General features: G+C 41.4%; 5 protein-coding genes. 4 read left to right on the forward strand and 1 reads right to left on the reverse strand.

The features are described 5' to 3' along the window. The first annotated feature begins 1286 nt into the window (after positions 1–1286). The 4 genes from CW749_RS26865 to CW749_RS26885 all read left to right on the forward strand — a co-directional run bounded on the left by CW749_RS26865 (position 1287) and on the right by CW749_RS26885 (position 3267). Positions 1287–1568, forward strand: a complete 282-nt coding sequence (locus tag CW749_RS26865; RefSeq protein ID WP_011080399.1) for a type II toxin-antitoxin system Phd/YefM family antitoxin — start codon at positions 1287–1289, stop codon at positions 1566–1568. Further along, entirely contained in the window at positions 1565–1852 is a 288-nt protein-coding gene (locus tag CW749_RS26870; protein ID WP_101115548.1) for a type II toxin-antitoxin system RelE/ParE family toxin, read from the forward strand. The genes CW749_RS26865 and CW749_RS26870 overlap by 4 nt, the downstream gene beginning before the upstream one ends. A gap of 146 nt (positions 1853–1998) precedes the next feature. Continuing rightward, positions 1999–2391, forward strand: a complete 393-nt coding sequence (locus CW749_RS26880; RefSeq protein ID WP_101115550.1) for a VOC family protein — start codon at positions 1999–2001, stop codon at positions 2389–2391. A gap of 522 nt (positions 2392–2913) precedes the next feature. After that, positions 2914–3267, forward strand: coding sequence for a hypothetical protein (locus CW749_RS26885; RefSeq protein WP_101115551.1), 354 nt, complete (start codon positions 2914–2916; stop codon positions 3265–3267). Positions 3268–3634: 367 nt separating this feature from the next. Here CW749_RS26885 and CW749_RS26890 read toward each other — a convergent pair whose 3' ends face one another. Next, a complete protein-coding gene (locus CW749_RS26890) occupies positions 3635–3916 on the reverse strand; it encodes a hypothetical protein (protein ID WP_101115552.1) in 282 nt (93 codons plus the stop codon). Positions 3917–4227 lie beyond the last annotated feature (311 nt).

Genomic DNA, 4227 nt, shown 5'->3' on the forward strand with positions numbered 1-4227 from the left:
GAATTGGTGTTTTGGGTTTTGTGGTCTGGTTGCAGAAGGTTTTGTTGGCTAAGATGCTGTTCATTGAATGCAAGCTAAGTGCTTCGTTGCCAAGTTAAGTCTGTTTGTTTGTATCGCTACAACAAACAGTTCAAGCAGACCAAAAACGCGTGGCATTTTTAGCTTGCGTTGAGTTTTGTGTTTAAAGTAGTTTGCAGAAACCGCATTTGTACGTTTTTGGCTACTTAACTGGGCGTTATGAAGCATCTAGGAAAGTTCAGTAAAATTAGGAGTTAAGGTTCAACATTTGCTTTTCTTTTCATCATGATTTGAATCTTTCCCAATTGAAAATTCACAATGTGCCTTTGGTGAAATGCCGATTAGGTTTCATCGAAAGGCAAATTGGCTGTTTACTTACTTTTACCAAGCGAGCTTTTCTAGTAGCCATTTGCTGCACCGTGATTTCTGCGGGGCGGCAGGGCATTGAAAAGCTCCAAACTTGGTGGGTGTTTTAAGTCAACTCGTTGTAGGTTTATAGTGTAGCTGCCAACATTTTGTGAATTGGCTCTGCGTCTCAACCTTCTGTATTTGCTGAAAATCTGTGGTTGCCGTAAAGTCCGTTCATAACAAACAATTCAAACAGACCAAAAACGTGTGGCACTTTTAGTTTGCGTTGAGTTTGGTGTTTAAGGTGGCATGCAGAAACGGCATTTGTACGTTTTTGGCAGTTTAATTGGGCGTTATGAAGCATCTAGGAAAGTTCAGTAAAATTAGGGGGTAAGGTTCAATATTTGCTTTTCTTTTCATCATGATTTGAATCTTTCCCAATTGAAAATCGGCAATGTTCCTTTGATGATATGCCGCTTGGGTTTCATCAATAGGCAAATCGGCTGTTTGGCTGAATTCGCCAAGTAATTTTCTCTAGCAGCCATTTGCTGCGCCGTGATTTCGGTGGGGCGGCAGGGCATTGAAAAGCTCCAAACTTGGCGGGCGTTTTGAGTCAACTCGTGGTGGGTTTATCGTGTAGCTGCCGGCATTTTGTGAATTGGCTCTGTGTCTCAACCTTATGTATTTGCTGAAATTCTGAGGTTGCCGTAAAGTCCGTTCATAACAAACAATTCAAGCAGACCAAAAACGCGTGGCATTTTTAGTTTGCGGTGAGTTTAGTGATTAAGGTGGTTTGCAGAAACAGCACTTGTGCGTTTTTGGCTACTTAATTGGGCGTTATAACACAAAATCAGCCTATTGCTCAAAATGACTAGTTGAACTATTATTTGTACATTAAATTGTACCATTGGGAGTTCAACATGAGCCGTATCCATTTCGACCAAGATATCCAGCCTTTGTCTGAATTTCGAGCTGGCGTAACGTCATTTATCAAGCAGATCAACGAAACTCGCAGACCACTAGTAATAACACAGCGTGGAAAAGGTGTAGCTGTTGTTCTTGATGTCGCAGAATATGAAGCAATGCAAGAGAAGATCGAGTTACTTGAAGAAATGCGTACTGCTGAAGCACAACTAGCTTCGGGCTTAGGTGTTTCTAATGAGGACGCTCGTGCTCAAGTGTTAGGGCGTATTAAGAAATGAAAGTAGTCTGGTCACCACTAGCATTGCAAAAGTTAGGTGATGCAGCTGAATTTATTTCGTTGGACAATCCAGTAGCAGCAGAAGATTGGGTTAATGAGGTTTTCGATAAAACGGAGCTTCTCTCAAGCATGCCGGAATTGGGCCGTATGGTGCCGGAATTACCTCATACCAACTTTCGTGAAATTATTTTTGGGCACTATCGCATCATATATAGCCTTAGCCATGAAATTCGCATTCTAACGGTGCGAAATTGTCGTCAAATGCTGACGGAAAGTGACGTATAGCAATTGTGTTATAACAAACGCTTCAAGCCGACCGCCAACGCGTGGCATTTTTTATTTGCAGTAGTAATTGTGTTTAAGGCGCAATGCGGTAGCCATTGTATTGCGTTGGCAGCGGCTTAAGTGGGCGTTATGCAAATGGAGTTAAAATGGAGTTCAATGATCTTATCCCTGAATTTTTGGTTTCAGATCTTTCGGCTAGTGAAAGGTTTTATGTTGAAGACCTCGGGTTCAAAGAACTATTCCGAAGAGATGGATTCATTTTTCTCTCGTTTAATGAAACCCAGTTAATGCTAACCCAGCTACAGGGTTCGTCGTGGGTGAATGGAGATATAGAAGCTCCTTTTGGTCGAGGGGTAAACTTAACGTATAAAGTTACAGCGAATTGGTTAAGCGCTTTGAAAGTAGACGAAGAGTCTCTTTTTCTTCCACTTGAGAAAGAGTCTTATAAAACAGGTGAAACTATGACCGTTGTGGAACAGCTAATAGTTAAAGACCCTGATGGTTACCTAATACGTTTTCTTTGTCAGCAAAATGGTTAACGGTGCAATTTGCATAACAAAAGCTTCAAACCGACAAACAACNNGTTATAGCGCTTTGATAATTAAAGGGTTGTCAGGTTCTCGAATGTTGCTGGCTTCAGTGTTTTTGAGTTTGATTCCTCAACCAGCACCAAGGTGAAAAGTCGTCGCAATCCAAGTCGCTACAAGCTTTCAAAATCAATTCGGTTCACTGAATCTTGAAGCTTTGTTCTCGGCTCGTTTCCCTAAATTCTCGACTGAATCGGTGTTTTGGGTTCTGTGGTCTGGTTACAGCAAGTTTTGTTGGCTAAGATGCTGTTCATCGAATGCAAGCTAAGTGCTTCATTGCCAAGTTAAGTCTGTTTGCTTGTATCGCTACAACAAACAGTTCAAGCAGACCAAAAACGCGTGGCATTTTTAGCTTGCGGTGAGTTTTGTGTTTAGGGTAGTTTGCAGAAACAGCATTTGTACGTTTTTGGCTACTTAACTGGGCGTTATGTGGTGTCTACTTTTTGTGGGGTACACCAGTATACAAGGTGTGACATGGAAAAGTTTAGAGTTCGCCCCGGTCATAAATCGAAAGACCTTTTGATTGAGTTTTGGGGAGACCATCGAAGTGAGGATTATCCTAATACTCAGAAAATATTAGAAGTTGGGCTGTCGGCTAAACCTAAAAAGCACCCAAGCTTAGATACTGCAAGCATTGGTCTTGCCACTGATGAGTTTATTTCTTTGTGGGAATACCAGAACGGTGAATATGAATTAGATGATGATATTTGGGCTTACTTTATCATAGCTACTGATAACAATGTTCAGGTCATAAGTGACATTGAGCGGATTTTATTAAAGTCTGGTGAGTTTATTAAAGAAGAAGCAGATTTCACTCAGTACACATAACAAAAAATTCAAGCAGACCAAAAACGCGTGGCACTTTTAGTTTGCGTTAAGTTTTGTGATTATGGTGGTTTGCTGAAGCGGCATGGGTGCGTTTTTGGCTACTTAATTTGGCGTTATAGCGCTTTGATAATTTAGGGGTTGTAAGGTTGTCGAAAATTGCTGGCTTCAGTGCTTTTGAGTTTGACTCCTCAACCAGTATCAAGGTGGAAAAGTCGTCGAAATCCAAATTGCTGCAAGCTTTCAAATACAGTTAGGTTTGCTGAGTTTCGAAGCTTGGTTTTCGGCTCGTTCACCTAAATTCTCGACTGAATTGGCGTTTTGGGTTTCGTGGTCTGGCTGCAGAAGGTTTTGTTAGCTAGGATGTACTTCATTGAATGCAAGCTAAGTGCTTCATTGCCAAGTAAAGTCTGTTTGCTTGTATCGCTACAACAAACAGTTCAAGCAGACCAAAAACGCGTGGCATTTTTAGTTTGCGTTGAGTTTTGTGTTTAGGGTAGTTTGCAGAAACGGCATTTGTGCGTTTTTGGCTACTTAACTGGGCGTTATAGCGCTTTGATAATTCAAGGGTTGTCAGGTTCTCGAATGTTGCTGGCTTCAGTGTTTTTGAGTTCGATTCCTTAGCCTGAATCAAGGTGGTAAATTCTCGCAAGCCAAGTCGTTGTAGGTTTCAAAATCATTCAGCTTCATCAGATTTTGAAGTTTGGTTTCTGGCTAGCTTTCCTAAATTTTCGACTGAATTGGTGTTTTGGGTTTTGTGGTCTGGTTGCAGAAGGTTTTGTTGGCTAAGATGCTGTTCATTGAATGCAAGCTAAGTGCTTCGTTGCCAAGTTAAGTCTGTTTGTTTGTATCGCTACAACGTATCGTTCTCGCTGCCCACCACCCCATTACAATTTAAGCTTGCGGTGAGCTTCGTTTTTAATCTAGTTTACCGCATCCCCATTTCAGCCTTTTTGGCTTCTT

The organism is Vibrio sp. vnigr-6D03, from assembly GCF_002835515.1.
Classification (GTDB): Bacteria; Pseudomonadota; Gammaproteobacteria; order Enterobacterales; family Vibrionaceae; genus Vibrio; species Vibrio penaeicida.